The sequence below is a fragment of the Nostoc sp. NOS(2021) genome, assembly GCF_017115025.1.
GTDB lineage: Bacteria > Cyanobacteriota > Cyanobacteriia > Cyanobacteriales > Nostocaceae > Nostoc.
This window is the reverse complement of record NZ_JABXKM010000083.1, coordinates 1-24,160: the sequence shown is the minus strand read 5'-3', so window position 1 is coordinate 24,160 and position 24,160 is coordinate 1. Positions and strand designations below refer to the sequence as shown.

24 protein-coding genes are annotated in these 24,160 nt (G+C 44.2%); 12 read left to right on the top strand and 12 right to left on the bottom strand.

The features are described 5' to 3' along the window. Positions 1 to 89: 89 nt before the first annotated feature. Positions 90 to 869, bottom strand: coding sequence for a class II aldolase/adducin family protein (locus HWQ41_RS10260; RefSeq protein ID WP_292762150.1), 780 nt, complete (start codon positions 867 to 869; stop codon positions 90 to 92). A 1,143-nt stretch (positions 870 to 2,012) separates the two neighbouring features. Between HWQ41_RS10260 and HWQ41_RS10255 the strand changes: the two genes are divergently transcribed. Then, positions 2,013 to 3,821 (top strand): iron uptake porin, encoded by a 1,809-nt coding sequence (locus tag HWQ41_RS10255; RefSeq protein WP_292762148.1) that lies wholly within the window; start codon positions 2,013 to 2,015, stop codon positions 3,819 to 3,821. Between the two features lie 420 nt (positions 3,822 to 4,241). Here the strand turns inward: HWQ41_RS10255 and HWQ41_RS10250 are convergent, their stop codons facing one another. Further along, on the bottom strand, positions 4,242 to 6,086 hold the full coding sequence (locus HWQ41_RS10250; RefSeq protein ID WP_292762144.1) for a tetratricopeptide repeat protein: 1,845 nt from the start codon (positions 6,084 to 6,086) through the stop codon (positions 4,242 to 4,244). A gap of 155 nt (positions 6,087 to 6,241) precedes the next feature. Then, positions 6,242 to 6,388: a hypothetical protein gene (locus HWQ41_RS10245; RefSeq protein ID WP_292762142.1), complete on the bottom strand. Its 147-nt coding sequence runs from the start codon at positions 6,386 to 6,388 to the stop codon at positions 6,242 to 6,244. Positions 6,389 to 6,509: 121 nt separating this feature from the next. Between HWQ41_RS10245 and HWQ41_RS10240 the strand changes: the two genes are divergently transcribed. After that, positions 6,510 to 7,079, top strand: coding sequence for a zeta toxin family protein (locus HWQ41_RS10240; RefSeq protein WP_292762139.1), 570 nt, complete (start codon positions 6,510 to 6,512; stop codon positions 7,077 to 7,079). After that, positions 7,039 to 7,266, top strand: coding sequence for a hypothetical protein (locus HWQ41_RS10235; protein ID WP_292762136.1), 228 nt, complete (start codon positions 7,039 to 7,041; stop codon positions 7,264 to 7,266). The genes HWQ41_RS10240 and HWQ41_RS10235 overlap by 41 nt, the downstream gene beginning before the upstream one ends. Before the next feature lie 92 nt (positions 7,267 to 7,358). Here HWQ41_RS10235 and HWQ41_RS10230 read toward each other — a convergent pair whose 3' ends face one another. Continuing rightward, positions 7,359 to 9,701 carry an ATP-binding protein gene (locus HWQ41_RS10230; RefSeq protein ID WP_292762133.1) on the bottom strand — a complete coding sequence of 781 codons (2,343 nt, stop codon included), beginning with the start codon at positions 9,699 to 9,701 and terminating at the stop codon, positions 7,359 to 7,361. A 261-nt stretch (positions 9,702 to 9,962) separates the two neighbouring features. Continuing rightward, a complete protein-coding gene (locus HWQ41_RS10225; protein ID WP_292762131.1) occupies positions 9,963 to 11,255 on the bottom strand; it encodes an adenylate/guanylate cyclase domain-containing protein in 1,293 nt (430 codons plus the stop codon). A gap of 158 nt (positions 11,256 to 11,413) precedes the next feature. On the opposite strand from HWQ41_RS10225, the gene HWQ41_RS10220 reads away from it, so the two are divergent. From HWQ41_RS10220 to HWQ41_RS10200, 5 genes are all read left to right on the top strand, one after another. Next, positions 11,414 to 13,015 carry a DEAD/DEAH box helicase family protein gene (locus HWQ41_RS10220; protein WP_292762128.1) on the top strand — a complete coding sequence of 534 codons (1,602 nt, stop codon included), beginning with the start codon at positions 11,414 to 11,416 and terminating at the stop codon, positions 13,013 to 13,015. Beyond that, entirely contained in the window at positions 12,945 to 14,159 is a 1,215-nt protein-coding gene (locus HWQ41_RS10215; protein WP_292762125.1) for a DUF790 family protein, read from the top strand. The genes HWQ41_RS10220 and HWQ41_RS10215 overlap by 71 nt, the downstream gene beginning before the upstream one ends. Positions 14,160 to 14,174: 15 nt before the next feature. Then, on the top strand, positions 14,175 to 14,411 hold the full coding sequence (locus tag HWQ41_RS10210) for a hypothetical protein (protein ID WP_292762122.1): 237 nt from the start codon (positions 14,175 to 14,177) through the stop codon (positions 14,409 to 14,411). Between the two features lie 97 nt (positions 14,412 to 14,508). Then, positions 14,509 to 14,751, top strand: a complete 243-nt coding sequence (locus tag HWQ41_RS10205) for a hypothetical protein (RefSeq protein ID WP_292762119.1) — start codon at positions 14,509 to 14,511, stop codon at positions 14,749 to 14,751. Next, on the top strand, positions 14,732 to 15,184 hold the full coding sequence (locus HWQ41_RS10200) for a type II toxin-antitoxin system VapC family toxin (protein WP_292762117.1): 453 nt from the start codon (positions 14,732 to 14,734) through the stop codon (positions 15,182 to 15,184). The genes HWQ41_RS10205 and HWQ41_RS10200 overlap by 20 nt, the downstream gene beginning before the upstream one ends. 77 nt (positions 15,185 to 15,261) lie before the next feature. Here the strand turns inward: HWQ41_RS10200 and HWQ41_RS10195 are convergent, their stop codons facing one another. Continuing rightward, positions 15,262 to 15,951 (bottom strand): PD-(D/E)XK nuclease family protein, encoded by a 690-nt coding sequence (locus HWQ41_RS10195; protein WP_292762114.1) that lies wholly within the window; start codon positions 15,949 to 15,951, stop codon positions 15,262 to 15,264. A gap of 425 nt (positions 15,952 to 16,376) precedes the next feature. On the opposite strand from HWQ41_RS10195, the gene HWQ41_RS10190 reads away from it, so the two are divergent. Both HWQ41_RS10190 and HWQ41_RS10185 read left to right on the top strand, forming a co-directional pair. After that, positions 16,377 to 16,808, top strand: coding sequence for a hypothetical protein (locus HWQ41_RS10190; protein ID WP_292762112.1), 432 nt, complete (start codon positions 16,377 to 16,379; stop codon positions 16,806 to 16,808). A 105-nt stretch (positions 16,809 to 16,913) separates the two neighbouring features. Next, positions 16,914 to 19,829, top strand: coding sequence for a tetratricopeptide repeat protein (locus HWQ41_RS10185; RefSeq protein WP_292762153.1), 2,916 nt, complete (start codon positions 16,914 to 16,916; stop codon positions 19,827 to 19,829). On the opposite strand, the gene HWQ41_RS10180 is transcribed toward HWQ41_RS10185, so the two are convergent. From HWQ41_RS10180 to HWQ41_RS10160, 5 genes are all read right to left on the bottom strand, one after another. Continuing rightward, a complete protein-coding gene (locus HWQ41_RS10180; protein ID WP_292762111.1) occupies positions 19,766 to 20,053 on the bottom strand; it encodes a hypothetical protein in 288 nt (95 codons plus the stop codon). The genes HWQ41_RS10185 and HWQ41_RS10180 overlap by 64 nt on opposite strands. A 127-nt stretch (positions 20,054 to 20,180) precedes the next feature. Beyond that, on the bottom strand, positions 20,181 to 20,540 hold the full coding sequence (locus HWQ41_RS10175; protein WP_292762110.1) for a DUF5615 family PIN-like protein: 360 nt from the start codon (positions 20,538 to 20,540) through the stop codon (positions 20,181 to 20,183). Then, positions 20,540 to 20,965 (bottom strand): DUF433 domain-containing protein, encoded by a 426-nt coding sequence (locus tag HWQ41_RS10170; RefSeq protein WP_292762108.1) that lies wholly within the window; start codon positions 20,963 to 20,965, stop codon positions 20,540 to 20,542. Before HWQ41_RS10170 ends, HWQ41_RS10175 begins: the two co-directional genes overlap by 1 nt. 27 nt (positions 20,966 to 20,992) lie before the next feature. After that, positions 20,993 to 21,154: a hypothetical protein gene (locus HWQ41_RS10165; RefSeq protein WP_292762106.1), complete on the bottom strand. Its 162-nt coding sequence runs from the start codon at positions 21,152 to 21,154 to the stop codon at positions 20,993 to 20,995. Positions 21,155 to 21,227: 73 nt separating this feature from the next. Then, positions 21,228 to 21,527, bottom strand: coding sequence for a type II toxin-antitoxin system HicB family antitoxin (locus HWQ41_RS10160; protein ID WP_292762104.1), 300 nt, complete (start codon positions 21,525 to 21,527; stop codon positions 21,228 to 21,230). A gap of 188 nt (positions 21,528 to 21,715) precedes the next feature. Between HWQ41_RS10160 and HWQ41_RS10155 the strand changes: the two genes are divergently transcribed. Both HWQ41_RS10155 and HWQ41_RS10150 read left to right on the top strand, forming a co-directional pair. Next, the gene (locus tag HWQ41_RS10155) at positions 21,716 to 21,934 is read left to right on the top strand and encodes a type II toxin-antitoxin system HicB family antitoxin (protein ID WP_292762102.1); all 219 of its coding nucleotides are present in this window, start codon (positions 21,716 to 21,718) and stop codon (positions 21,932 to 21,934) included. A gap of 2 nt (positions 21,935 to 21,936) precedes the next feature. Then, positions 21,937 to 22,125, top strand: coding sequence for a type II toxin-antitoxin system HicA family toxin (locus HWQ41_RS10150; RefSeq protein ID WP_292762100.1), 189 nt, complete (start codon positions 21,937 to 21,939; stop codon positions 22,123 to 22,125). Between the two features lie 360 nt (positions 22,126 to 22,485). Here HWQ41_RS10150 and HWQ41_RS10145 read toward each other — a convergent pair whose 3' ends face one another. Then, positions 22,486 to 23,928 (bottom strand): NAD(P)-binding domain-containing protein, encoded by a 1,443-nt coding sequence (locus HWQ41_RS10145; protein WP_292762098.1) that lies wholly within the window; start codon positions 23,926 to 23,928, stop codon positions 22,486 to 22,488. Positions 23,929 to 24,160 lie beyond the last annotated feature (232 nt).

Sequence of the window (24,160 nt, the reverse complement as noted above, 5' to 3'; positions counted from 1 at the left end):
GATGAGGAGCAGGGGAGCAGGGGAGAAGTTATTGTAAGTTTTTTCCTTCTCCTTTGCCCAATGCCCAATGCCCAATGCCCCATGCCCAATCAATCAAACAAATCTGGTTGCTCGTGGGTAATTTCATCCCACAAATACTGGAATCCACCCCAGCCCGCTTGGTGAGTACCACCGCGTTGTTGGATCTTTAAGGCGATGTCGTGGTCAATCAGGATGGGTTTTCCTACGGCTTCTGCTAGCAATTGCGCCTTTGCAGTATCCTCTAACCTGATGTACCACCAAGCGGCTTCATCCACACTGTGTCCCACGGTCAATATACCGTGGTTGCGTAAAATCGCAGCTTTGCGATCGCCTACTGCCTGAGCAATGCGTTTTCCTTCGCTTGTCTCCAAGACAATGCCTGTAAAATCATCAAATAGAGCATGATCTTGGTAGAAAGCACAAGAATCTTGGGTAATCGGATCGAGCAACCGACCCAAAGATGACCAAGTTTTGCCGTAGAAAGAATGGGCATGAGCTGCTGCTATGACATCAGGGCGGGCTTCGTGGATTTGTGAGTGAATGGCAAATGCTGCTTGACTAACTTTACCTTCACCTTGGACTACCTGACCTTCACTATTTACCAATATCAGGTCTGACACGCGAATGCGACTGAAATGTATCCCAAAGGGATTTACCCAAAAGTGATCGGTAAGTTCGGGATCGCGGGCAGTGATGTGTCCTGCCAGTCCTTGAGCAAAACCCAAACGCGCAAATACCCGAAAGGCTGCTGCCAAGCGTTCTTGGCGATGGCGACGCTCTGATTCAATGGAAACGAAGGTCGGTGGTTGAAAGGGATTGCTGGGGCGGACGAGAGAAGTTTGCACCATAATTTTCAACTCCTACGTATGGATTGGGTAGACGTAAAGTGCTGCCTCACTGCTGCTGAAAACGTCAAGGTTTGCCGATAGACATCGCTTCACCATTAAAGTAGCGAGACAACAAAAGATTTATGGTTATGGCTCGGTGGCGATCGCAGTTTTATCACTGCAAATAAATATGTATTGTTCAATCATGTCCAGTGGACAACCCTACAAATAGCTTTTGGCTGATAGCCGTGAATACGTTACTAATTTCCTGATATAGGAATTATATTTGGTTTTTGAAATACATGTAAGTTGTGTTATGCCGCAAGCTAACGCACCAAAACATAAAGGGTCGTGCGTTACGTCAGCCGTAACACACCCTACAAATACTAATTACCTGATATCAGATTTTTAACTACTTAGTTACAACAAATTTATTAACTAGAGTAGTGATACAGTTAAATAACTACGGTAAGTCAATCAATTTACAGTTGTTTAAGTGATGATTAATTTATCACAGTTCATTTAAATAAGCAAGATCAATATGGAGTTCTACTGGAAAATACGGCTTCGGCATTCTGATATGACTCGTTGGCACTTAGACGCAGACAACATTTTTCTAGCATCAGACTCAATTGAGAAAGTGATCAAATTGTAATATATTCCAAATATAGACGTACTACACAATTGTCAAAGGTGGCGGATACTTTGATACTGACTTGAGAGTATTTTTAATCCCTAATTCCATTTGACTTGCATTCTCTCATATCGCTTTTAGTCTAAACTCCAGTAGAGTAGCGAGACTTGCATTTTACAAATCTCTATGCAAAGATAAGTTTGCACAAAGTACTGCAAGTCGATAGGCTTACAGTACTTAAATAAATATTAATAGTATTTCTAGTTATTTGAATCCAAATTATGATATCTAGCGATATCAATTTGCCCAGAAATAATTAGGATACAAATCAAGTTTTAGTCGTTGAAGTAGCCAATGATAAACTTCGTGTGCCATCACCAGTAAAACAGGATGTCAGAAGATGTTTTAGAAATTTTTGTTCACATAGCAATAAATAAATTTATTTGCTCTGAAACCCTCGCTTGCTGGGTTTCGGTCAGTTTTTATATTCAATTTCCAGTCAGTTCTTTCGCTTTGAAGGTTGAGGAGTCATGTCGATTGTTCGCTGGGATTCTAGATTTACATTCTGGTTACTTTTTTTCCTAGATATCTCAATTATCTTAGTTATAAATCCGGCAAGAAGTCAGGCTGATATACCTCCATCTACTGTATCTCCTGTGAGTAATACCAGCCTTGTTCCAGCTTCTGGGCAGTCGCCTGTATTTTTTGGCGATCGCAACAATTCTGTAGTCGAGCAAGTGATACCTGTTTCACAATTACTCTCACCAGTACCTAAGACTAGCGCTAGCCCAGTCAGCAACCATCAAGTGCGATCGCTAGATGATAATGCCGCAATGGGGCAGGTAAATTCTGTTTCACAGTTATCAGATATCAAACCTACTGACTGGGCGTTTCAAGCTTTGCAATCTTTAGTAGAACGGTATGGTGTGATTGCAGGCTACCCCAACCAAACCTTTCAGGGGAATCGGGCAATGACTCGTTACGAGTTTGCGGCCGGACTAAATGCAGCGCTGGTGAGAATCAATGAACTGGTGAGTGCGGGAACCAGCGATTTGCTCAGAAAAGAAGATTTAGAAACATTGCAAAAACTCCAAAATCAATTTGCGCCAGAACTAGCCCAACTGCGGGGGAAAGTGGATTTGTTGGAAACACGAACAGCTGCTATTCAAGCACAGCAGTTTTCCACTACAACCAAACTCGTTGGTCAAGTTGCGGGTGTGGTTGCAGGAATTGTGGCAGGGAATAACGTCGTCACCAAACAACCTGCACCTCACAACTTCACTTTCAGCGACTCAGTTAATTTAAAGTTAAACACCAGTTTTAATGGTACAGATCAACTGCGAGTAACCTTAGCGGCAAACAATACTACCCCTTCGGGAGCAACAAGAAGTGGAATACTTGGAACTAATGATGGCAAAACTTCTGATTACGCCAGTCCACTATTCCCTAGCAATCAACTTATAGTAAGTGGTATCCGCTATCGTTATTTACTTGGTGGTAATACTGCAATTAACGTCTTTGCTCAGTCTGATGGAGCCTTTGAACTCGGCTTGAGTGGAACCATCAACCCGTATTTTGAAGGGTCAGCAGCTAATGGGATCTCACGATATTCGCGGCGAAATATGGTCTATGACTATGGAGATACCGGAGCCGGAATCGCCATCCTTCATAACTTTAGTAAACAGCTGGAATTAGGGTTGGAGTACACCTCGATTAACGGTAACAATCCGACAGAGAATAATGGCTTATTTGAAGGCAGGTATGTAGCTCTAGGACAATTACTATACAGCAGCCCCAAGAAGAATTTCCGGGTGGCTTTAACTTACGCCAATACTTATAGTCCACCAAACACTACAGGTCTCAGTGGCACAAACTTCGGCCCAGCCATCGGCAGTAACTTAGCAAACAGCACCGTGGCTGGAAGAGCAACTTTAGGAAATCTTTATGGTGCAGAAGCGTTTTATCGGATTAATCCATCTCTGGCAGTAAATGGATGGGTAGGTTATTCCGCGCACCGTTACTTGGGAAGCGGTGATGCAGATGCCTGGGACTGGGGTGCCGGACTATCATTTCCCGATTTATTCCAAAAAGGTAGTTTGGGAGGTATTTTTGTGGGCATGGAGCCAAAGTTGACTAGTCTGAGTCCAAATGTGAATTTAGGTAATGGCAATGGTGTAGCAGACAAAGATACTTCCTTACACATTGAGGGCTTTTATCAATATCAAGTCAATGATAATATTGCAATCACGCCTGGTGTAATCTGGATTACTGCACCTGACTTTAATGCTAGCAATCCTGATAGTGTAGTTCTTTGGCTCCGCACTACCTTCAGGTTTTAACCTGAAAAAACACATATAGCGGTTCCCCCTGTGCTAAGGCGCACGCTACGCGAACAGACTAGAAGTCTGGCTGACTTTTCACGGTATCTGGAAAACCTCACTTCTATTTCTCTCTCCTAAAAGGAGAGAGACTTTGAATTTTCCCCCTTCCTGCACTTCGTGCCGCTACGCGAACGTAGGGAAGGGGGTTAGGGGGTTAGGTCAATCGTTAGCTTTTCCACATAACGTGAAAAGTCAGAGAAGTCTGGGGTTATACAAACTAAACCCGCGTAGGCGGACGATAGTTTGTGTAGCCGCGTAAAGCCTTCGGCATAGCTTCGCTTAGCGCGTCAGCGTCCCGGAGGCTCTATTCCAATCGCCCGTATTTCTTCCAAAAGTGGATGCTCCCGATTTCGCTATCCTAATGATCAGATTACTTGTTTACATATTTTGCTTATATTCTTCTAACAATTGCGGAATGTGATCATACCCATCTACACCAATAACCGCAATAATTTTCGGGCGATGTAGCTGTAAGAACTTTTGGAAAGCTTCTACTCCTATTTGTCCTTGTAAAATTGTCAGTAAGCCTGCTGGTTGACGCCACTCACGAGAAGCAATTTGCTCCAAAAGATACATTCCTAAGCAGCCTGTGTAAACAGTTTTTTCGGAATTTTGCAGATGATAATAAGCTTCTGCTAAATAAGCTAAGTTCCGCCCTTGGAGATACAAATCACCGGAAACTTGCGCTGTTTTAAAGCCATCTTCGAGATATTTAATTGCCGTTTGATGTTCTCCAATTACTAGATAGGCAATTCCTAAGCTGCTGACACATAAGGCTTTACTTTGAATATCGCCTAATTTTTCTGATAATTTTAAACCTTGTTCCAAATAATTAATTGCGGCTTCATAAGTTTCGGGTTCTAGGTTTTCTACTTCCTGAGCCTGCATGACTTCGCTGTAACCTAAATTTACTAGCGCGTTTGCTTCTCCTGTTCTATCGCCTGCTTGCCGACTCAATATTAATGCCCGTTGACTGTAGTTAATTGCCTCAGCATAATTTTGCTGTTGCACGTAGGTGCGGCTGAGGTGGTTGAGATTGGCAATTTCACAGGCGCGATCGCCTGCATTCCTGGCGATCTCTAGCGCCTGCTGATGAAAATCAAGCGATCGCTGGTATTGTCCTAAAGCACGCTGCGAATAACCTAAGAGCGTCAAAATTCGCGCCTTTTCCTGGGTTCCTTCGCCTCGTCGCAGTGGTTCATCCAGATAATCTAAGGCATCTCGTAAATAAGTGCCAGTAAAAGAGGCAAAAATCCCACCGTAAAAGGGAAAATATGGACGCTGGGCAAAGGTTCGCAAAATCTGGAGCATGATTTGAGAACAGGCATCGCTGTATACTGTCCCAATGCTGGCAAAACCACTTGCTAACTGACTCCAAATCACTGCAAAGGTCAAGAACGTGGATATAGACAACTTTGGCCCCGCTTTAACATCGTAAGCTTGTTGGTCAAACCAGTTAATTAGTCCCCGTTGTAAGAACTGTAAAATCAATGCCATTTCCACCCAATCTCTAAGGGTGATTCCCCGTTGTCGCTGGGCAAACTCAATTGCCGATTCTTCCAGAGCCAAGGTGCGAAGCAGTGCTTTGGGTAACTCGCTATTCAGTTGTTTCGCCCAACTTGCCCAAGGGCCACGTTCTCCCGGTACGCCGCCAAATCCCAAAGATTCTTTTTGCTCGTACATCCAACTGAGCAAGTTGTCTTGCAATCGCTGCCAAGAAGCTAAACCACGGGTAATCCCTTCGGAAAATTGTTCTAAATCAGAATCTACCTGAGCAAATTGCTGTAATGCTTTTGATAACTGCTGTAACTGTTGCAAATTTAGCGGATACTTCTGATTGGGGTCAGTAACCCGGATAAATGCCGCTAGACGCTCGTCAGCGGTGGCTGTGGTAATTTCTGTAACTGCGGAGGCGATCGCTTCTGTAGTTTTGTTTTGTTCTTGCCAGCGTTGCCATTGACTTTGAATGGTCTTAATGGCTCTCAAACTCCGGGTAGCTTTCGCTTGCTTGAGTTCGTCTTTTTCGCTATCTACTTGGCTTTGGAGGGCATTCAGGCGATCGCTCAAAGCTAGCTCAAAGACTTCCCCTGTACCGGAAGTGATTCCTTTAAGCAGCATTTGATACACCATATCCACAGAGCTAATTTTGCCCTTGAGGGTGGTTTCGACAATTTCATCGATTAAGGCAAGATAGCGATCGCGCAATGGCAGAGATTCTGACACTTTGGCTATTAGAAAACGTCACGTCAATTCTAATTCTAGTCCTCGCAGGTGGGGAGCAGGAGAGATTATTTGAGAATGCAACAATAAGTTTTTGATACTCACGAATGAGCCTGATAACTCCATAATTACAGGTTTTCAGTGTTTGGTGTAATCCATCAAGCGATCGCAAAAATGAAAGTAGACCATAATATTGCCGTTGCCAAGGCTGTAATGTTCATTCTTTCGTTAAGCACCAGCACCCGAAGTTTAGTGCGATCGCTGATCTTATTCCTGCTATATAAATCATAGACATTCCTAGACATCTAATCCTTACTTGATATTTCAACGGGTGAAGTCGGCTTCAGAACCCTCAATACCCAGACACGGGTTAGCCCTCCGTGTTGCGTGAAATTATTTAGCTAAAAAGCTCAGGTTTTTAGAATAATGCCCAACCTGTACATTATCGGCGGTGCAAACGGTTCTGGTAAAACTACCGCCGCCTTGCAAATCCTTCCCTACTTCCTAGAAGTATTTGAATATGTCAACGCCGATGAAATAGCAGCCGGACTTTCTCCTTTTAACCCGGAATCTGTAGCCAGTCAAGCCGGAAGATTAATGTTAGAAAGACTAGAAACTCTGGTGAATGCTGAAGCGGATTTTGCATTTGAAACTACATTAGCAGCTCGGAACTTTGCCCGATTCTTGAGAAAATGTCAAAACAAAGGTTATATTATCAACTTAATTTACTTTTGGTTACAAAGTCCCGAATTAGCGATCGCACGGGTACGCAGACGTGTAGAAAGTGGCGGTCACAACATCCCAGAAGATACTATTCGTCGTCGCTACGAACGCGGACGCAGCAACCTAATTAACTTGTATTTACCTGTGTGTGATACTTGGATAATCTATGATAATTCTGGGTCTGAACCTGTATTAGTGGCTGCATCAAATATCAATCAGGAAGCAATTATCTATGAACCCCAAATCTGGAATCGAATTACAACCAGGGAATAAAGCGCAAATTCCCCTAACAGAAATCCATCAAAAAATTGATGCTGGTGTCAAAGCTGCTATTGCTAAAGCTATTGAAAGACACCGCCGTTTAGGAGAATCTATTAGCATTTGGCAAGATGGTCAAGTTGTTACATTAACCGCCGATCAAATTCCTCCTCTTGATTCAACTGTTAGTCATAGCGAATGACAGTTAAACCCTATATACAAATTTTAACTTCAACCAAATAACAGTTACAAATCATTCTCCCCTGCCCCCAATGCCCAATGCCCAATGCCCTATCAAGTACGTCCGGTGAGGTTGGCAATTACAGCTGCTAATTCACCCGGATTAACTGGCTTGGGAACGTGGAGTTGAAAGCCTGCCAACAGTGCTTGCGTGCGATCTTCTGCCCTAGCATAGGCTGTCAGTGCCACTGCTGGAATCCGTCCCCCTTGGTCTGTTGGCAGCGCCCTCACTTTCCGAATTAGTGTGTAGCCGTCTTCTTGGGGCATACTAATATCGCTCACTAGTACATGGGGTTTAAATTCTTGCAGGGCAAGCAGTGCTTCACAAGCAGATGCAGCTGCTATGACTTGGGTGCCATACTGTCTCAGAATTGTAGTGAGCAAATGACGCGCGTCTGCCTCATCATCGACGATCAGCACCCGCAAGTCATCTAGTTTCGGCAGATAATTATTAGCCTCTTGGATATCTACGACAGATGAAAGCTCCTCTGCCGTATTAACTTCTACATCAACGGCTTTCATTGGCAGATTGACAATGAATGTCGCCCCCTGTCCAATTCCTGGACTTTTGGCAAAGACTGTGCCACCGTGTAATTCTACCAAGTGGCGGACGATCGCTAACCCTAATCCTAGTCCACCATGCGATCGCGTTCTAGAACTGTCGGCTTGACGAAAGCGTTCAAATACATGGGACAGAAATTCGGCAGCAATTCCCCCTCCCGTATCACTCACTCGAATTTGCACATGAGATTGAATGCGCTGCAATTGCACATCAACTCTTCCCCCCTTGGGTGTAAACTTGACGGCGTTGGAGAGCAAATTCCACACAACCTGTTGCAAGCGGTTGGCATCACCCACAATTACCCCGACTTCCGGGTTGAATCTACACTTGATGCAAATTTCTTTGGCCTGGGCTGCTGGACGCACAGTATCGATTGCTGCCTCTACAAGTGGTACAAGTTTTACCTGATGAATATTTAGATGGAGTGTACCTCTAATAATCCGCGAGACATCTAGGATATCTTCGATCAGTTGCGCCAGGGATTTGGTGTTACGCTCAATTGTCTCTAGTGCCCGGCCAGTAGTAGTCTCATCCAAGTTGCGACTCCTAAGTAGTTGTGCCCAGCCCATTATGGCGTTTAGGGGTGTGCGGAGTTCGTGGGAGAGTGTGGCGAGAAACTCATCTTTCATGCGGTTTGCTGCTTCGGCATCGGCGCGTGCTATCTGTTCGCGCTCAAGCAATTGTTCGCGTTCTTGCTCTGCTTGCTTGCGTTCTGTGATGTCGCGTTGAGTTCCCCACGCTTTGACTAAAAGCCCTTTTTCGACAATTCCCACCAGATTATTCAAAAAATATTTGGAATTACCTTGTTGATCTATTTTGTGGGACTCTGCATCGATTAATCGGTAGTTAGAACGGATAAAACTACGCAGGTATGCAATATTATCTGGATCGGAGGAAAGGAGAAAGTCTCCTAGTCTGGCGCTGATAATTTCTTCGGCAGCAGAAAAGCCATACATCTGCGCCATCACATTGTTGCATTCTGCTAAATAAACATATTGGTAAAAATGTTGAATTTGTTCATCTTCTGGACAGTCTGGCGAAATTGGTACTTCTAGTTCGATGCACCAAATACCTTCTGAACTCTGCTCTAAAAAAGCGCGGTAGCGTTCTTCGCTTTTGCAAAGGGCAAGCTCTACTTGTTTGCGTTCGCTTAAATCAAGTACAAAACTAATAATATCGTCTGGATTATTTTCTAACAAAGCATAACCTAACAAGATGGGAACGTGGCTGTCATCTTTGGGCTGACACATGCCTTTGGTTGTGAGTTCTGCGTAGGCGTAGCCCGCCGTAGGCATCGCACTGTTGTTAGCTTCAATATATTCTGGTGGTATCATATCGCGCCATCGAACTCGTCCTGCTAGCAAATCCTCTTGCGAATAACCTACCATTTCTAAAAAAGCATCATTCGCCTCTGCGATCGCTCCGTCCGTATTGGTTACAATGACCCCAATAATGTTGGAATTTACCAACCTTCTAAACCTGGCCTCGCTCACCTGAAGATATTCTTTGGCAGTGCGTAACTCTGAATTGAGCAAGCTAATAAGTATTGTCACCAGCACAAACGAACCTAACCGCACTATGCTATCTCGACTCGCAACAAAGAGCGAAAACACTGGCTCTAAAAAAAAGTAGCTGACAGCTAAAGTAGACAAAGCAGTAGCCACTAACCCTGCTTCCACGCCGCCATACCAGGCACTAACCGCCACACTAGCAAAAAACAGCAGGAAAAAAGTTGGTTCCAGTAGTGGCTCTAGCAATAGTGTTAGCAGCAATCCGCTACCAACAGCCAATAGTGCCACAGCATAAGGCGCTAGCAGGGAACGTATTCCTTTCAATGTCGCTTCTCCTTTTATGCAGCTAGCTAAAGGATTATTCCCAAAATCCGCTAGACAATGCGTAGGCGTAGCCCGTCGTAGACATCGCTTAACACCTATTATGCATCGGAAAAATACAGCCTTTAGCAGTTAGTTGCTACGAATCTATCTAAAGTAGTAAAACTTAGTTTTAGCAAAGCTTCAATAGTTGATAATTGTCGCTCTAATTATATATATTTTATTTTTGAGTCTCTATCAAAAAGGATAGACTTATGAAATTTTTCAATTAATTCCCTTTAGTATATAAGTCATCATTTCACCTTTACCCTTAACCTGAATTAAACCTCGTTTCTCCAATAAGTATTTATCCTTTAAAAGCTGATAAGTTGCTTCACAAACCTGGATACTACCTGCTATACCATGTGATTCCATTCTACTAGCTGTATTGACTGTATCTCCCCAAAGGTCGTAGGCAAACTTTTTCAGCCCAATCACCCCTGCTACCACTGGCCCTGTACTAATGCCAATACGGATGCTAAAAGATTGGTTATTTTCTTCGTTAAACGTAGCTATCGCATTTTGCATATCCAAGGCCATGTTAGCGATCGCTGGAGCATGGTCGTTAGACTGATTTGGTAAGCCGGCAACAGCCATATATGCATCGCCAATGGTCTTGATTTTCTCTACCCCATGACGTTCTGCTAATTGGTCGAACAAACAGAATATTGTATTTAATAACTCGACTAATTCCGCAGGAGATGTCCGAGTTGAAAGCTCTGTAAAGCCAACAATATCGGCAAATAGCACCGTAACTTCCAGAAAGCTATCGGCAATAGTTGTCGGCTGTTGTTTTAATTGTTCTGCAATCATCTCTGGCAGAATATTTAATAGCAGTCGTTCTGATTTGTACTGTGCTAGTTCCATTGCCTTACGGGCGTAAAATTCTTTTTTTCGCAAGCGTTCGTATAAATAGACAGAGAAGACACAAATTATGCAAGTCCAAAAGAAATATAAACCCTGCTCAATATAAAAAGCTGATGGATTTTTTAATATGGGATTATATAAGATATATAAAATAAAATAGCAAACAATTGTCCCAATTTGTGCTATTAAATGTATCCACCATTGCACTGGAACGATTGTAGCCTGAGTAAGAAACATCAGATTCCAGATATTGCTTCTAGGTTCTAAATTATTAAACAGCAAAGCTATATCAATTTGGACAGCACAAGTTACAGACCAGCATAAACTCAACAAAATTAAGTTTGGGTAACGACGACCTATAGAGGTTTTACATAAACCCCAACAAATGAGCGTGAATAGTTCTACTACAATACCGATTTTAAAGGCGTATATCTTATCTTGTAATTGTGAATTTGCCCAAAGAAAAAAAGCGATTAAAGTCAAGCCAGCTACCAGGATAATCTGCGCCTGCAATTGCAGCCGTTTCAGTTGAAAGCTCTGTCGCTGTTCTTTGTAGGATTCGGCAAGGTTATTGTTGGTTTGCCGATAAGACATTCCGTGACTAATCAGCGCGTCTAGTTGGGTTTTGTCTGAGTTATTTGGATGAATCATGCACTTTTTGCGTTATTAGTAATCAAAGGAGTGGGGAGAAATCAATTCAAAATTCAAAATGACGCTCGCGGACTCGCTAACGCTGCGCTAACAAAATTCAAAATTGAAGAACTCCTGCCTCCTTTTTCTCAATGCCCCATGCCCAATGCCCAATACTCATGGCTCGTACACCTATATTAAATTTTGATCGTGGCACATTAATTTTGCATCCACCACCACGCGGCAAAGGTTGGATGGACTACGCCACATGGGATGATCGAGTTGAAAAATTCCGCATTCCCGCAATTAGATACCGATCGCTAGTGGAAGCACTACAAGCGGAAGATGTTAATTTTATCGATGAGGCGAAGCAATTTTATCCTGTAGATTTGGTTCCCAGTCTGGAAATGCAACCCTATGCCCACCAGACTGAGGCGCTAGCAGCTTGGAAACTGGCGGGTAGGCAAGGGGTTGTTGTGCTTCCCACGGCGGCGGGAAAGACTTATTTGGCGCAAATGGCGATGCAGTCAACGCCGCGCACGACGCTGATTGTTGTACCAACTTTGGATTTAATGCATCAGTGGTATGCACACTTGGTAGCGGCTTTCCCCGATGCTGAGGTGGGATTGCTGGGAGGTGGTTCGCGGGATAGAACGGCTATTTTAGTTGCAACTTATGATAGTGCAGCAATTCACGCCGAAACGTTGGGGAATCAATATGCGTTGATTGTTTTTGATGAATGTCATCATTTACCGACAGATTTTAATCGAGTGATTGCTGAATATGCGATCGCACCTTATCGGCTGGGACTCTCTGCGACACCAGAACGCACCGATGGTAAACACGCTGACTTAAATATCCTCATTGGTCAAGAAGTATATCGCAAACGCGCTGAAGATTTGGCGGGTAAGGCTTTAGCAGAGCATGAAATTGTCCAAATTAAGGTAAAGTTATCGCAACTTGAGCGGGAAAGATACAATCAACTAATTCAAACTCGCAACGATTTTTTGAAGCAATCTAAGATTTCTTTGGGGAGTCTGCAAGGTTGGCAAATGTTCGTGCAAATGAGTGCGCGATCGCAATCTGGACGTAGAGCTATGTTAGCGCACCGGGAAGCGAAAGATATCGCTTTGGGTACTGATGGTAAATTGCGAATTCTAGTTAATTTATTAGCAGAACATTATCCGGCACGAATTTTGATTTTCACTGCGGATAATGCGACAGTTTATCGCATTTCTCAAGAGTTGCTAATTCCGGCAATTACTCATCAAACTCCTGTGAAGGAACGCCATGAGATATTAACAAAGTTTCGAGAGGGTAAATATAATACTTTGGTTGCTTCTCATGTGTTGAATGAAGGTGTTGATGTGCCTGCGGCTTCGGTGGCGATTATTTTATCAGGAACGGGTTCGGCTAGGGAGTATACTCAGCGACTGGGGAGGATTTTACGGAAGGGGAATATTGAGAATAAGCAGGCGATTTTGTATGAGGTGGTGGCGGAGGATACGAGTGAGGAGGGGACTTCGGCTAGGCGGAGAGGGGAGAGGAGAGACGAACCGCAGAGGCGCGGAGGACGCAGAGAGGAGGAGGAGAAGAAGGGGAAGTTACAGGTTGTGTATGGGAGTGGGAAGGAAGGGAGTTTGAAGGCTGCGGAACAGTTAGAAATTAATTATTCAACTGGAAGTTCAAAATCTAAAATCCAAAATTCAGATGTTACCGACAGACTTACTGATGCATCGCCAAAACGGGGAGGAGATAATTCCGAAGAGACTGAAGATTGATCAGAAAACTTCGGAGTTGGCGAGTGAGTTAATTAATTATTTTCAATCAGCAGTGGGGAAGACTCAGGGTGTGCTTGAGCGACAACTGACTGATTTTGAAGGAGATTCTACAGATTATCGGGTGAAGCGGGGATTAGCTTATATTCTCAAAAGCAGTTTTTGCACTTTTGAGGTGGTTAGTCCTCTGGAACCACAAATGTTAAGAGAACGGGTGTTTTCGCTAGCTGCAAAGTCTGTTTCTAGTCGGGAATCAACACAAGTTACTCTTGGTAAAGTTGCTGATGAGTTAACTCAAGAACTGGAACGGGAAGTTTTACTAGAACAGGTTCGTAATGGACTATATGCTGATTTATCTGAAAATAAGATTTTGACTGTTTTTGATGCACCAACAGCGCCAGATTTATTAAATCGATATAATTTATCTCAGGTGCAGGGTGTATTTTATAAAGCCAGTCAACTGGTATTAAATGCTCACCGGAATGTTCCGGGTGAATATAAGCTGTTATTCCGCTATTTAAAGTTGTTTCAATTGATGGCTTATATTGAAGGTGATGCTGACCACGGGTTTACAATTACCATTGATGGTCCGACGAGTTTGTTTAATTCTAGTACGCGGTATGGGTTAGCGATCGCAAAACTTATTCCTGCTTTACTTCACGTTACTAGATGGAGTCTTTCTTCAATTCTCCAAACCCGCGACGCTTATACAAATACTTGGAAAACTGGACGTTTCACTCTCAATTCTGAATGTGGTTTGGTATCCCATTATCCACCAGGGAAGCCCTACGATAGTATGCTAGAAGCATCCTTTGCAGATAAGTGGGATGCGTTGAAAAGTGGTTGGGCGTTAGAGCGAGAAGTTGATTTAATCCCAATTCCCGGTAGTGTGATGATTCCCGATTTCCGCTTAGTGCATCCTGATGGACGTACCTTCTTATTAGAAATTGTCGGTTATTGGCGACCTGAATATTTACAAAAGAAGTTTTCTCAGGTGCGGCGGGCTGGACGTGATGACTTAATTTTGGCAATTTCCGAGCGACTTAATTTAGAAAAGGCGGGAGTAAAATTAAATGATGTCCCCGCCAGAATTGTTTGGTTTAAAGATAAGTTATTGCCGAAAGCTGTGTTAGCTGCGATGGATTGAATCAGGAGAAATGAAATGAAAACTATAGAAACAATTGCTACAGTTACCAAAGATGGTAAGATTACAGCGCAGTTACCATTGGATATTCCAGAGGGTGAGTATCAGGTGGTGATAGTAATTGATGAGAAGCCTTTGGTAGAGAAAGTAGAGAAAAAACAAAAGAAAGCGCCTTTCAAATTTTCCACCTATCCTGTAGGATTAGTCTCAGAAAGTTTAACTTTCCGCAGAGAAGACCTTTATGCAAACGACTAATAACCCTGTCTTAATCGATACGAATATTTTAGTTTATGCAAATGTGTCCGAATATCCCTTTCACCAAGCAGTGATGTATTAATCTAATAGAAATGATATGAAAACTATAGAAACAATTGTCACAGTTACAAAAGATGGTAAGATTACAGCGCAGTTACCATTGGATATTCCAGAGGGTGAACATCAGGTGGTAATAGTAATTGATGAAAAGCCTTTGGCAGAGAAAGTAGAAAGCAAGGAAAAACGCCCTCCTCTAAACTTCCCTGTAGATAATTATGGTTATTGGCCTGAGAATCTTTCTCTAAGACGTGAGGATATGTATGGTGATTGGGGTCGCTAACTCTGTATTTCTGGACACGAACATTTTAGTGTATGCAAATGTGTCCGAATCTCCCTTTCACCAAGCAGCACTACAGGCTATTGAAAATCTTTATGACGCCGGAATTGAATTATGGATTAGTCGCCAGGTGTTGCGGGAATTCTTAATGACTCTTAGTCGTCCACAAGCATTGATGAATCCCCGACCTGTTGCGCTCATAATTGAACGTACCCGATTTTTTCAAGCTCAATTTCGAGTAGCTGACGAAACCGCCCAAGTGACAGAAAGACTTTTATCTCTAATGGAGCAAATTACTATTGGTGGTAAGCAAGTTCATGATGCAAATATTGTCGCCACAATGCTAGTTTATCGCATTCCTCAGTTACTCACTCACAACACAAGTGATTTTGCCAGATTTTCTGGGTTAATTACTGTGTTGCCGTTACAAAATTAGACTGTTTGCTGTATTTGAGTTAAAATTTACTTCACGTTACGAAATGCAGTCTTTCGCTAATTGTGCAATCTCACTGACTAACCCCAAACGCTTCTGCGTTCCCAAAACTGGGCGACTCTTTTTTCCCACTCTTCCCAGTAATCTTTGATAACTGCTGATTCAAACCAAAATACCTCTGCTGGCATTTCTGGAATCGCTACTACCAAGAGAGCGTGCTTTAGCTGAATGCCATAATCTCGATAATACTCGTTAGCTGCTCCTATGTAGGCCGTAAGTTGCAGTGGATGTTCATATAAATGCTCAATTGAGCCTTTGGGTTTGTCTGCTGTTTTCCACTCACAAATACAGGGAATACCTTGATAGCTGGCAATACAATCAACTTTGCCAGAATAACCCAAATCATGATGAAAAACAGAGCCTTCCACAAGTCTAACTGTATCGATTTCTTGTAAAACTTGCTTGATACTCTCCCAATAAGGGCGACTCGCTTCAGGACAAACAGGGTTTTGACCAAGGAGGTAGCGCTCAATTTGTTTGTGTGTTTGGGTTCCCCGACGACTAGCAGTTGTAGTAATGCGGGTAGCTTCTTCTGTACCAACACGCGCTTTCCAGTTTAATAATCTGTCTCGGTCTGCTTGTGATTTGGTGGCATTAAGTATTGTAGTAACGCTGGGAAAGCGATTTCCCTTAGCATCTACATAATATTGTTTACCATTTTCTCTCTTGGATGTGGCATTAATCCGAGGTAGCAGTTGGGTATCATGCATCAGTTGGTGTGTTGACTTTGAGATTCCCTGAAGAAGGAAAGTGAATAAAACCCTATTCCATTGTAAGGAATAGAGCTAATCTGGAAGTTTTGTATTCTAAGGTTGAATGATGGTGTTGTAAAGGCGTCACCCAACAGCCCATCACAGACATCGCTCATCTAAAACCCATTAAACTCAAGTCTGTAAGTCTGAGATATTGCATCTGTTGCATTACCCACCATAGGTTTCTAACCTATCGCTAATAGCTAAAGTCTTCTAAAGAAGACTGAGAAAAGGTTTTACTCCACTTGAGTGGACTTGAGCTATTAGCCTTGCAATTTATTGTAAGGCGGGATATCGGGTTAACTGCTAAATATGTGTGATATATTTCCGAAATAGACAGAACTGCATTTGTATTTCCCAGTGCAATCAACTATTTCATTATTATGGAACCTGTAACACTAACGGCGGCTGCAACAGCGATCGCTACTATAGTTTTAACTAAAGCTCTAGAAAAAACTGGCGAAAAGCTTGGGGAAGCTGCATTAGACAAAAGTCGTGAGTTAATCGAACAGCTACGTCATAAAAATAAGGTGTCCTTGCTAGCGGATGTGACACAGCAAAATCTACAGCAGCCATTAGATTATGGTAAAGCAGTGCTGGAGTTAAAAGCAGCAGCAGACGCAGATACCGACATCGCTCAATCTGTGCGGGAAGTGGAAGCAGCCGCAAATGCTAATCCCCAAGTAGCGCCGAAAGTCCAGGCGCTAGCGAATGATCTAAACTCGCAACCAGCAGGCGTGATCAATTCTACAAAGTTAGCTGACTCTATTAAAAACGTCTTTCAGGGAAATACCATCATTGGTGGTAACTTCTGACTGTACTCGCCTGGAGATAAACAGGTAAAGTTAAATCCCTCTACTGGAATACCGCAAAATTTGCCCCTGAGTGGGGTGGTGGAGTTTGTTGGACGTGAAGCTGAAATGCAAATGCTTCACCAAATGTTACAGGAAAATAATCAGGTGGCGATCGCTGCGATCGCTGGCATGGGTGGACTGGGTAAAACAGAACTGGCCTTACAATATGCAAAGGCTCACTGTGAAATTTACAAAGGTGGAATTTGCTGGTTGCTGGCAAAGACTGGAGATGTGGGCATTCAAGTTGTGCAGTTTGCCAGAACGCAGCTTGACTTCAACCCACCAGAAGATTTTGATTTACTCGCCCAAGTGCAATACTGCTTTCGGCTTTGGCGCGAAGGTAATGTGCTACTAGTATTAGACGATGTTGGAGAATATCAACAAGTTAAGCCTTACCTACCTCCGCCATCTTCCCGCTTTAAAGTGTTGATTACCACGCGGGAAAAATTACAGCCGCCGATAGTGCTATTAGATTTAGATGTGCTGAAACCACTAGCAGCAATGAAGTTATTAGAATCCATAGTGGGTAGGGAACGACTGCGACGGGAGCCTTTGGTTGCAAGAAGACTTTGTAAATGGCTGGGATATTTGCCCTTGGGTTTAGAATTAGTCGGGCGTTATTTGTTAGTTGATGAAGAGTTATCCCTAGCAGAAATGCTGCAAGACTTAGAAAAAGAGCGTCTGAAGAATGAATCTTTAGACGAAGCTCGACCAGAAATGACTGCTAAATTGGGTGTGGCTGCTGCTTTTGAGTTGAGTTGGCGACGTTTGCGAGAAAATGCCCAACTTTTAGGCTGTCTTCTAAGTTTATTTGCTCTAGCTCCGATTCCTTGGGAGTTGGTGGAGGGTATAACAATAAATAATGAGGCTCAAAATTGGAAAAAAGCCAGACGTGATTTGTTACAGTTACATCTACTCCAATATAAGGGTGAGAAAATCTACCAACTGCATCCACTGCTGAGGGAGTTTTTTCAAGATAAGCTTACAGGTTTAGAACAGGTAGAGGAATTAAAGCGATCGCTTTGCAAAGTAATGGTAGCAGTTGCCAAAGATATTCCTCAAGACCCCACCCTTGAGCAAATCACCGCCGTTTCTCCCGCCATTCCTCATATAGCTGAAGTAGCAAATCATCTCATTCAATACGTCAGCGATGATGATTTAATTTGGCCTTTCATCGGTAACGCTCAATTTTACAAAGGTCAGGGGTTGTATGACCAGGCTTTACCTTGGTTTGAGCAGTGTCTAGAAGTCGTTAAAAAGCGTTTGGGAGAGGAGCATCCAGATGTTGCCACTAGCCTTAACGACCTAGCGGTACTCTACCGTTTACAAGGCAGATACAGCGAAGCCGAACCCCTTTACATCCAAGCTTTAGCACTGTGGCGCAAGCTGCTGGGAGAAGAACATCCAGATGTTGCACTGAGCCTCAATAACCTAGCGGTACTCTATGTTTCCCAAGGCAGATACAGTGAAGCTGAACCCGTGTTAGAGCAAGCTTTAGCACTCAGGCGCAAGCTGCTGGGAGAAGAACATCCAGATGTTGCACTGAGCCTCAACAACCTAGCAGAACTCTACAAATCCCAAGGCAGATACAGCGAAGCCGAACCCCTTTACATCCAAGCTTTAGCACTCTGGCGCAAGCTGCTGGGAGAAGAACATCCATCTGTTATACTGAGCCTCAATAACCTAGCGGGACTCTACTACTCCCAAAGCAGATACAGCGAAGCCGAACCCCTGTGCCTGCAAGCTTTAGCACTCAGGCGTAAACTGCTGGGAGAAGAGCATCCAGATGTTGCTATGAGCCTCAACAACCTAGCAGAACTCTATCGTTCTCAAAGCAGATACAGCGAAGCCGAACCCCTGTTTGAGCAAGCTTTAGCACTTAGGCGCAAGCGGCTGGGAGAGGAGCATCCAGATGTTGCACTGAGCCTCAACTCCCTAGCGGTACTCTACTACTCCCAAAGCAGATACAGCGAAGCCGAACCCCTGTTTCAGCAAGCTTTAGCACTCAGGCGCAAGCTACTGGGAGAGGAGCATCCAGATGTCGCCACTAGCCTCAACAATCTAGCGTTACTCTACGACTGCCAAGGCAGATACAGCGAAGCTGAACCCCTGTACCTGCAAGCTTTACTACTCAGGCGCAAGGGGCTGGGAGAGGAGAATCCATTTGTTGCCAATAGCCTCAACAACTTAGCGGCACTCTACTACTCCCAAGCCAGATACAGCGAAGCCGAACCCCTGTACAAGCAAGCTTTAGCACTCAGGCGCAGGCTGCTGGGAGAAGACCATCTAGATGTTGCTATGAGCCTCAACAACCTAGCGGAACTATATCGTTCCCAAAGCAGATACAGCGAAGCCGAACTCCTGTTTCAGCAAGCTTTAGCACTTAGGCGCAAGCGGCTGGGAGAGGAGAATCCATTTGTTGCTGCTAGCCTCAACAACCTAGCGGCACTCTATCGTTCTCAAGGCAGATATAGCGAAGCCGAACCCCTGTGCCGGCAAGCTTTAGCACTCAGGCGCAAGTTGCTGGGAGAAGAGCATCTAGATTTTGCTATCAGCCTCAACAACCTAGCGGAACTCTATCGTTTCCAAGGTAGATACAGCGAAGCCGAACCTTTGTACATCCAAGCTTTAGGACTCAGGCGTAGGCTGCTGGGAGAAGAGCATCCAGATGTTGCTATGAGCCTCAACAACCTAGCGAAACTCTATCATTCCCAAGGTAGATACAGCGAAGCCGAACCTTTGTGCCAGCAAGCTTTAGCACTCAGGCGTAAACTGCTGGGAGAAGAGCATCCAGATGTTGCTATGAGCCTCAACAACCTAGCGGAACTCTATCATTCCCAAGGCAGATATAGCGAAGCCGAACCCGTGTACATCCAAGCTTTGGAGATTTTTAAGCAACGATTAGGAGTGAATCATCATTACACTGTCAAGTGTAGTGAAAATTTAGCATATCTACGCGATCGCCTCCCCCCACCACAGTAAAATTTGACTTCTGGGCAAAGCGTACCGTGATCAAACTGAAAAGCGCGATCGCTTAAACTCGGAGTTTCATGTTCTGAACTCGGAGTTTCGTGTTCCGAACTCAAAGTGTCGTGTTCCGAACTCAAAGTGTCGTGTTCCGAACTCGGAGTGTCGTGTTCCGAACTCGGAGTGTCGTGTTCCGAACTCGGAGTGTTGTGTTTCAAGCTCAGAGTGTCGTGTTCCAAACTCGGAGTTTTGTGTTTTGAACTCGGAGTGTCGTGTTCTGAGGTGGAATGATGGTGTTGTGAGGGCGTAGGCGTAGCCCGTCGCAGATATCGCTCTAGTTTAAAGTGTAAATCAACAGGCGATCGCTTAAAAAGGAATCCATTCCAACTGATCTATCCATTCTTCCGCTTCAGTAGTCTCCCAAACCAGCAATAGTTCTTGTGCTAATTGTCCTATTGGTATTCTAGGACGCAACCAGAATAAGCCCCAAATATGTCCACCTTCTGCCCAATGTGCTTCTAAATGAGCCGGCATACTAGCGCGGTTATCTGTCACTAACAGCCGTTGAGATAATTGCAGATAACCCAACACATCAGGGTCTAAAGTTCCCAATGTTGGTGCATTACTTTCACCCACACGCAAAATATCTATCGTCGGGTTAAGACGAAGAACAGCTACTTTTAGACGCGGTGACAAATTTTCATCAAGCAAAAAACGAACCTTCACTAAGCACTTACCTGACGTTCATTTCTTTGAGCTTTTAAGATTCTGAGGCGCTGTACCAAAGGTGAAGGATTTGCAACCGATTCTTGGTAACGCTGTTCACGCCATCTTGCCAGACGTGACAGATAAGCTTCGATATCGGCGCGATTATGGAGATAGTAAGTAATAGTAGCGTGAATTTGCTCTAAACTCAAACTAGGTAGGTTAGCAGCAATTTCTTCGGGTGTATATCCTTCCAAGTAATAATCAAGTACATTGTCGATGCTGATGCGGTGTCCTTTTAGGCGAATATCATCGGCTGATAAAAAGTCAAAATAATCTTCTAGTTGCATTAGTCTACCCCGAATGGAGTTCATAGCTATATTATCTCGCATCAAAGCCTTGAATGATGGTGTTGTAAAGGCGTAAGCGTAGCTCGTCGTAGACATCGCTACCCTAAAACTCATTACACTACATTAAGAGCGATCGCTTCTCGGCAAATCTTCAAGGCTATTCCATTCTTCTAGCGTGATTTTCCGCTCTAAAATCACCTCAACTTCCCCAATCATCATCCGCAATTGCGGTACAGAATACTTATCATTAGAGCGAATAGTTAGACGATGTTGGCCATAAACCATAAACTGATGTCTTGTTCCAGAATAAAGCCCCTCAAACCCAATGCATCGTAATTTCTTCACAAAATCCCGCCGCTTACACGGTATCCATCGGCTCAAGGGTCGGCTCTTTGTTGAGGTCAATATTATCAATTACTGGTAGAGAATGTCCCAGCTTTAACCCAAGCAAAATCCAGTCTTCCAGTGTTGAGCGTAATTCATCCTCACACTCGCGCAAAGTCAATGCAAAGGCTATCACTCCTTTGCAAACAGGAATTCTACCTGTAAATGTACCATCTTCTAACTTGTCATAAATTGCCTGGGCGTAGACGCAAAGCGGCTTGTCGCCAGACATCGCTCGGTCAACATAGTCGCTCAGAATAAATTTTATGGTCATGAAATCTTGCGTTGTGCTACCAGTTTAATCTTACGTTAAAAAATGGATTCCTCTGACAGTTTACCTCGATTGAATGATGAGGTGTCAGGGCGATCGCACTTATGTGGTTGTGAATGATAGAGAGCAATTGCCCCCACAACAAAAAATCAGCTACGATCAATCATATAATTATCTTCACAAACACAGAAATGTTAATTACATACACTGCAAAATATACAAAAACTAATAGCGGATATATGGCACAACTCATTGAATGGCAAGAAGTCATCACAGAAGGAGAAACCATAGAAGAATGCAGAGCTATGTTACAAGATGCAACGAAAGAAATGGTTCTTGCTTATCGTCAACAAAATAAAGAAATTCCCACAGGTGGTTATTTGCTGGAACAAATTCCTATAGAGGTTTGAGTGTGTCAGTCAAACGAAAGGAGCTAATTAAATACTTAGAAAAAAATGGCTTTTATTTATTAAGGGAAGGAGGAAATCATTCTATTTATACTAATGATATAAAAACTCTTCCTGTAAAACGGCATCGTACCATTGATCGGATTACTGCTAATGAGATTTGCAAACAAGCGGGTTTATTACCTAATTTTTAACAGCCACTTAGAACCATCGAAGGTAATGAAATTTTGGGCAGCCGCTACAACGGGGGGAACCCCCGCAACGCGCTGCCTCCCCAATGTAATGAATTCTCAATTCCCCAATGACTGCAAATAGAATTACCAAACTGTTTAGCATTTGACTCAAGGCTACTGATAAAATAATGAGTTTCAACCGTTGTTTCACCTTGACAGGCAGCCGTCGGCTGCCTCTAACTCCCCTATACTTTGGTACGAAAATAATAGAGTCGGTACAATTGAAAAGATTACGTTGGTTTAGAGTGATAAATAGCGATCGCATCTGGGTACAGACCATTTCAATTCACATTAGGCGTGAATTATAAACGCTACACAGATTTAGCTGACTGCCACCTTGGTTTGCTGTTTCCATACCGCGTCTGCATACAATAATGTGTCGAAGTCCGGCGAAATGTTGCCGCTAGTGATCCGGGCTTCGTGTAATGACCAGTCAGCAAAGAACAAGTCATGGCTGATGCGTGCCACTACTGCTGGCACATCGCGTCGGATGCTGGGTACGTCGCCGATGGGCAGACCGAAGCTGATGAAGCCAGCAGGATTGAACACATGGATGTCTTTCAGGTAGGGGGCATTGCCAGGTACTTTCTCTTGGTATTCATGGGCGCTGCCAAGGTAAGGGTGGGTGCTGAGTTGATCGTCACGCTGGTCGGCTGGGGCTTCATAGCGATCGCGCCAGAGGGCGATATGATGTGCAAATTCGGCGAGTTCCGGCCGCTTCGTCGGGTCAACAAAGTAGCCAGTACCAGCGATCGCAAAATCGAACTCGAAAACATGATCATTTACCTGAGCGACGATGCGATCGCCTTGGCTATCAGCAGCTTTCCAAGGTGCGGATAGATGCAGGTGGAAGTTAGAGAACGCTATTACCCGCTCGATTGCATCTGGTGGTGGCGTAGAGCCAACTTGATGAAAGCGCCAGGCTTGGAACCAGCGAGCTGCATCAGGTAGTTGCGGATAGTTATAGTAAGCGCCAGGATAACCTCGCACGCGATTCACTGGCACAGATGCGATCGCTGTCCGTCGTGCGAACAAATGTACTGCCTTAGCGCCTGATTCCAATGCCACTCCTGCCGCATCAAAGGCCGAGGCCGCAGCACCCAGCACTGCTACTGTTTTGCCACGCAGATTGTTGAAGTCGATTTTATCGCCAGTATGTGCATATAAAGTGCGTGGCAGAGATGCCAATACAGGCGGTATATTTGGGCCACCAGTGCCAGCTACACCGTTGGCGAAGATAATTTTACGTGTGGTTTCCACCTGCGCGACACCGTTCACTTCCAGGTGCAGACGAAAGAAATCCGCGTCCGGCTCAATCCGCACCAACTTCGTCTGATACCGAACTGGAATGCCCAGAAAATGCCGATACCAGCTGAGGTACTCAGCCCACGCCACTCGTGGAATGCGGTCAAGGGCTGCGTATGCCTCAACACCGTGCCGCACCTCGTACCAAGCTTGAAATGATAGCGCCGGAATGCCCAGTTCTGGCCCTGGCAGGTTTTTCGGTGTGCGTAGCTTTTTCATCCGCGCCCGCGTCAGCCACACGCCAGCATGGGCTTCGTCCTCAGCCTCATCGATGACTGTCACGCGGCCAATGCCGGCACGCCGCAGGGCAAATGCAAAGGTGCTGCCACTGCCACTACCGCCTACTATCGTCACATTGTGGTCAATGCCTGAGCGATCGCTCACCCAGTTTTCGGGATCGGGGTCGAGTAGGCGCAACGCCTCACGTGCGGCAAAATCGAGGTGAGTCGTTGTTGTCATGTCGGTATTTGAGGATGAAATGAGATTTTATCGAGATTAGTGATACTGAAGAGCATAATATCATGCAAAACTAATTATTAGTTTGTCTAATACTATGGTTTACAAACTAAATGATTGCTAACTGCTAGCGAAGCTGTGCTGATGTCGCCCAAATACTTGAAAGAAGCTACCCCAGTAAGAGGATGTTTGAAAAGTCATGATTGATGTATCAAATATTTTTTACCCCACCCTA

Coding starts and splice junctions, on each gene's coding strand:
- HWQ41_RS10260 (WP_292762150.1), bottom strand. CDS start 869: ATGGTGCAAACTTCTCTCGTCCGCCCCAGCAATCCCTTTCAACCACCG.
- HWQ41_RS10255 (WP_292762148.1), top strand. CDS start 2,013: ATGTCGATTGTTCGCTGGGATTCTAGATTTACATTCTGGTTACTTTTT.
- HWQ41_RS10245 (WP_292762142.1), bottom strand. CDS start 6,388: ATGTCTAGGAATGTCTATGATTTATATAGCAGGAATAAGATCAGCGAT.
- HWQ41_RS10240 (WP_292762139.1), top strand. CDS start 6,510: ATGCCCAACCTGTACATTATCGGCGGTGCAAACGGTTCTGGTAAAACT.
- HWQ41_RS10235 (WP_292762136.1), top strand. CDS start 7,039: ATGAACCCCAAATCTGGAATCGAATTACAACCAGGGAATAAAGCGCAA.
- HWQ41_RS10225 (WP_292762131.1), bottom strand. CDS start 11,255: ATGATTCATCCAAATAACTCAGACAAAACCCAACTAGACGCGCTGATT.
- HWQ41_RS10220 (WP_292762128.1), top strand. CDS start 11,414: ATGGCTCGTACACCTATATTAAATTTTGATCGTGGCACATTAATTTTG.
- HWQ41_RS10215 (WP_292762125.1), top strand. CDS start 12,945: ATGTTACCGACAGACTTACTGATGCATCGCCAAAACGGGGAGGAGATA.
- HWQ41_RS10210 (WP_292762122.1), top strand. CDS start 14,175: ATGAAAACTATAGAAACAATTGCTACAGTTACCAAAGATGGTAAGATT.
- HWQ41_RS10205 (WP_292762119.1), top strand. CDS start 14,509: ATGAAAACTATAGAAACAATTGTCACAGTTACAAAAGATGGTAAGATT.
- HWQ41_RS10200 (WP_292762117.1), top strand. CDS start 14,732: ATGGTGATTGGGGTCGCTAACTCTGTATTTCTGGACACGAACATTTTA.
- HWQ41_RS10195 (WP_292762114.1), bottom strand. CDS start 15,951: ATGCATGATACCCAACTGCTACCTCGGATTAATGCCACATCCAAGAGA.
- HWQ41_RS10190 (WP_292762112.1), top strand. CDS start 16,377: ATGGAACCTGTAACACTAACGGCGGCTGCAACAGCGATCGCTACTATA.
- HWQ41_RS10185 (WP_292762153.1), top strand. CDS start 16,914: ATGCAAATGCTTCACCAAATGTTACAGGAAAATAATCAGGTGGCGATC.
- HWQ41_RS10170 (WP_292762108.1), bottom strand. CDS start 20,965: ATGTCTACGACGAGCTACGCTTACGCCTTTACAACACCATCATTCAAG.
- HWQ41_RS10165 (WP_292762106.1), bottom strand. CDS start 21,154: ATGGTTTATGGCCAACATCGTCTAACTATTCGCTCTAATGATAAGTAT.
- HWQ41_RS10160 (WP_292762104.1), bottom strand. CDS start 21,527: ATGACCATAAAATTTATTCTGAGCGACTATGTTGACCGAGCGATGTCT.
- HWQ41_RS10155 (WP_292762102.1), top strand. CDS start 21,716: ATGTTAATTACATACACTGCAAAATATACAAAAACTAATAGCGGATAT.
- HWQ41_RS10145 (WP_292762098.1), bottom strand. CDS start 23,928: ATGACAACAACGACTCACCTCGATTTTGCCGCACGTGAGGCGTTGCGC.